Origin of the sequence: Streptomyces mangrovisoli, from assembly GCF_000974985.2 — a bacterium.
Lineage (GTDB): Bacteria > Actinomycetota > Actinomycetes > Streptomycetales > Streptomycetaceae > Streptomyces > Streptomyces mangrovisoli.
In genome coordinates this window covers 1-4,468 of sequence record NZ_LAVA02000159.1, presented here as the reverse complement: position 1 = coordinate 4,468, position 4,468 = coordinate 1, and the positions used below count along the sequence as shown (strand labels likewise).

The 4,468-nt window shown below is 75.6% G+C and carries 2 protein-coding genes; one reads left to right on the top strand and one right to left on the bottom strand.

Features of this window, described 5'->3' with window-relative positions; translation table 11 throughout:
• Positions 1-103 precede the first annotated feature (103 nt).
• Positions 104-1,528, bottom strand: coding sequence for an NsdA family TPR-like regulatory protein (locus WN71_RS38630; RefSeq protein ID WP_071369950.1), 1,425 nt, complete (start codon positions 1,526-1,528; stop codon positions 104-106).
• Between the two features lie 816 nt (positions 1,529-2,344).
• On the opposite strand from WN71_RS38630, the gene WN71_RS38625 reads away from it, so the two are divergent.
• Positions 2,345-4,423 carry an asparagine synthase-related protein gene (locus WN71_RS38625; protein ID WP_071369949.1) on the top strand — a complete coding sequence of 693 codons (2,079 nt, stop codon included), beginning with the start codon at positions 2,345-2,347 and terminating at the stop codon, positions 4,421-4,423.
• Positions 4,424-4,468: the final 45 nt, after the last annotated feature.

Sequence of the window (4,468 nt, the reverse complement as noted above, 5' to 3'; positions counted from 1 at the left end):
GGGGCGCGGGGAACTGCGCGACCAGCCACAACCGGCCCGCGGGCCGGAGCCCACCCCCACCCAGGGACACCCCGGGCCGGGGCCCACCCCGATTCCGCCAACCCTAGGCCGGGGCCATGAGCAACGGCCGAGCCCTCTCCCGCAGCTCCACCACCCGCGGCTCGTCCCCGTAAGGCTCCAGCCGATGCAGCAGATCCTTCACGTACTCGGTCGTCCGCGCCGACGAGATCCGTCCCGCCACCTCGACCGCCCGCACCCCCTGCTCGCACGCCGCGTCCAGATTCCCCGACTCCAGTTCCGCGACCGCGGAGACCACCAGCCGCAGCCCGTGCGAGCGCACGAACTCCTCGGTGGGCCGCGACAGCGCCTGCTCGGTGAACCGCCGCACCTGCCGCGGCGCCTTCAGATCGCGGTAGCACTCGGCCGCGTCGGCGGCGAAGCGGTCGTAGGAGTAGAAGCCGAGCCAGGAGGGGTCGTTGTCGCCGTCCCGGGAGCGCTCCAGCCAGCTCTCGGCGGCCTTGAGCGCGGCCCCGGCCGCCTGCGCGTCACCCGCGCGCGCGTGCGCCCGTGCCTCGACCAGGCGGAAGAAACTCATGGTGCGGGCGGTCGCCAGGCCCCGGTTGCGTTCCAGCGCGGCCTGTGCGAGGTCGACGCCCTCGTCGCCGAAGCCCCGGTAGGTCGCCTGGAGCGACATGGACGCGAGGACGTACCCGCCGAGCGGCACGTCGGCCGCCGCACGGGCGAGCCGCAGCGCCTGGATGTAGTACCGCTGCGCGGCCTCCTGCTGGCCGGTGTCGAACGCCATCCACCCGGCCAGGCGGGTCAGCTCCGCGCTGGCTCCGAACAGGGCCCGCCCGACGTCGTCGGAGTAGGAGGCGAGCAGCAGTGGTGCCGCCTCCACCCTTAAGCACTCGGGCACCATCGACGAACGCCAGTCGCCGCCGCCGTACTTGGAGTCCCAGCGCCGCGCGTCCTCGGCGGCCTCCCGCAGTTTCTGCACATCGCTGTGGCCGACTTTGAGCGGTGCGCCGGAGCCCTCGGCGGGGCTCGCGTCGCGCGCGACCGAGCTGTCGGCCGGGGTTATCAGCCACCGTGAGGCGGGTGTTGCGTATGCGCTTACTGCGAAGGAACCGGCCAGCGACTGCCAGATGCCGCCGCTGCCCGCCTTGCGGCCGGCGAAGTCGAGCCGGTAGAGGTCGGTGGCCGTCCGCACGGCCTGGCCGACGTCCCTGGGGAAGGCGAGGCCCACCTCCGGCGCGGGATCCGCGTCCGCCAGGCCGATCTCGTGGAGCGGCACCGGGCGGCCGAGCTTCTGGCCGATGGCGGCCGCGATGAGGTGCGGCGCGGCGCCCTGCGGCACCATGCCCTTCGACACCCAGCGCGCCACCGACGTCTTGTCGTAGCGAAGAGTCAACCCGCGTTGAGCGCCAAGGTCGTTGACGCGTCGCGCGAGTCCTGCGTTGCTGATTCCCGCGAGGGCGAGAACGGCGCCGAGTTTTTCGTTCGGCCCGCGTTGCTCCCTGGACATTGCGCCACCCCTCGACACAGACGGCTGCCGCGCTGGCATAACCACGCGGCATTCGTAAACCCAGCGTAGTTCGCCGCATCCCAAGCGTTAAGAGGCATTGTTCCGGATGGCGGGATTGTGGTCCGTACGGGAGTACGGGTCCTGTACGCACCGTGCACGGCCGATGGCCTCGTGCCCCCGCCGTGTGGCCGTGCGCCTGCCCGTGCGCTCTCCTCCGGCCACCGGGGGAGCGGTTCCATGGGTCGTGCGTGGGTCGGCCCGCTGTACTGGATCCAGTGGGCTGGGGGACACCGCCGCCTCCATCCCCGCGGGCGGCGGACCGGTCCGGGAGGCGGGCTCCGCCTCCCGGACTGAGCGCGCGGAGCGGGCCGCGCGGAGGCTGTACGGAGCGTGCGCACGCCTGTTCCCGCGGCCAGGATTTGGCTGAAAATCGCCCCATCCCTTTTCGGATGATCAGCCCTCTCACCACGGTACTTGAGGGCGCATCAGGTGTTTTCGGGGCGCAAGCCGGGGGCGCATTCGCGTCGCAACCGCCCTGCTCCGCCCGGGAGTCGATCCTACGACGGACCTCGCGGGCATCGCGTCAGAGGCCTGCCGTGCCCGCCCGGCCCGCCGCAGCGCGCCCGCCCGGCCCGCCGCACCGCATCCCCACCGCCCGGCGGGCCGGACGCCGTTCGCCCGGTGGCGGACCGGCGCACGCGAGCGCGTTCGAGGGATCACAAGCCGCTCCGCCGCACCTCCGTGACGCGTCCTTCATGGCAGCATGGTGACCGGTTCGTACGGTGCACTGGTTGTCCACAGCCTGTGGAGGCGTCGATGCGGTGGTTGGTGGGATGGAGCAGCACCGCCGCGGCGGCCGCGGGGATCGGCTCCGCCGGTGCCACCGGAGGCGACGGCGAGACCGTGCACCCGGTCGGCTCCCAACTCCTGTGGGGCGACCCCGATCCGCTGTGGGCGGTCGGCGACTGGCGCCCCGACGAGGTCCGCACGGTGAGGATCGACCCGCAGACCCGGATCGCCGTCCTCGGCACCTGCGGCGCCACCGACGAGGAACTGCGGCTCGGCCTGCTCGCCACCCGCGGCGGCGCCCTGCGCCACCTCACCAACTGGCCCGGCAGCTACACGGCGGTCGTCCAGGTCGGCCGCCGCATCACCGTCTGCGGCGACCTCGCGGGCGCCCGCCCGGTCTTCTACACCCCCTGGGCCGGCGGCACCGCCTACGCGACGGCCGCGCTGCCGCTCGCCGACCTCATCGAGGCCAACCTCGACTTCGCGCACCTGGCGGCCCTGCTCGCCGCCCCCGACGTGCCGGCCGCCGTGCACGACTCCACGCCGTACGAAGGCGTACGGCGCATCCCGCCCGGCCACACCCTGATCCTGCGCGCCGGCGCCCGCGAGATCGCCGGGTACGAGCCGGTCGCCTCCCTCGCCGTCGCCGCACCCACCGCCGACCCCGACCGTGCCGTCGACGCCGTACGCGACGCGCTGGTCGACGCCGTCCGGGCCCGGCTGGCCGCGCCCCGGCACGTGCCCGACATCGACCCCGGCCCGGTGCCCGGCATGGGGCCCGCCGAACGGCGCGCCGCGCGCGGGATGCCGGTGCCCGGCATCGGCGCCGACCTCTCCGGCGGACCCGCGTCCGGCACGCTGGCGCTGCTCGCCGCGGGCCTGCCCGGAATGCCCGGCACCGTCCTCGGGCACGGCACCGGCGCGGGCGAGCGGCTGCTCGCCGTCACCTTCAACGACCTCGCCGTCGGCGGCCGCGAGGCCGAACTGGAGCGGGCCGGCACGCTCGCCGCCAACCCCCGGCTGCACCACGTCGTCGTCACCGGCGGCGAGGACGTCCTGCCCTACGCCGACCTCGACGGACCCCTCACCGACGAGCCCGGCCCCTCCCTGGTCGCCGCCGCCCGCCACCGCGCCCGCCTCGCCGCGGGCAGCGCCGACCACTTCACCGGCCACGGCGCCCGCCAGGTCCTCGACGCCCACCCCGCCCGCCTCGCCGACCTGCTCATGGACCGCAAGCGCCGCCACCTGGTGCGCCCGGTCGCCGCGCTCGCCAAGGCCGACGGCTCGGTGCTGGTGCCGGCCCGTGTCTACGGCGCGGCCCGCCGGCTCGCCCGCACGCCCTACCGCTCCGGCCTGGAGGTGCTCGCCGACCGCCTGCTGCACCGGCGCTTCGACGAGCCGGGCGGCGCCGTCGGCGCGTCCCTCGCCGCGCTCACCTGGGGCAGACCCGGGCCGGCGGCGCGCTGGCTGACCGGCGAGGCCCTCGCCGAAGTATCGGTTCGCCTCCAGGGCGCGACCCACCGCTCCGCGGTCGGACCCGGCCAGCGCCCCGGCGACTACCGGGCCCGCGCCGCCCTCGCCCGCCACGCGGCCGACCTGCGGGTCCTCGAACAGGCGGCGGAGATCCGCTCGCAGCGGCTGCACGCCCCCTTCCTCGACAACCAGGTGGTCCGCGCCTGCCGCGCCCTGCCGGAGGCGCTGCGCGTGCAGCCCGGGGCCCGCGCGGCGATCCTGCGCACCGTCCTGGAGGGCGCCGGGGTCGCCGACCTCCCGCCCGGCTGGGGCGCCCCCTCGCACGCCTCCGCGGCGGCCGCCTCCCGCACCGGGCTGCGCGTCGCGGCGGACGACGTCATCGACCTCTTCGGCACGCCGCTGCTCGCGGAGGCGGGCCTGGTGGAGGCGCGGGTGGTCCGCAAGGCGGTGCGCTCCGCGGCGGTCGGCGAACCGCTCCCCCTCGACGGCATCGCCGACCTGGTCTCGCTGGAACTGTGGCTGCGCCGCCTGCTCTCGCGCCGCGGCACCTGCTGGACCGGCACCCCGGCCCGCGCCCGCGCGGTGCCGTCCGGCATCTCCCCACGCCGCAGCGCCCTGACCTCGGGCGCCTGAAGCGCCACACGGCTCGCAGAATCTCGCACAGCTCCCCGCGCCCCT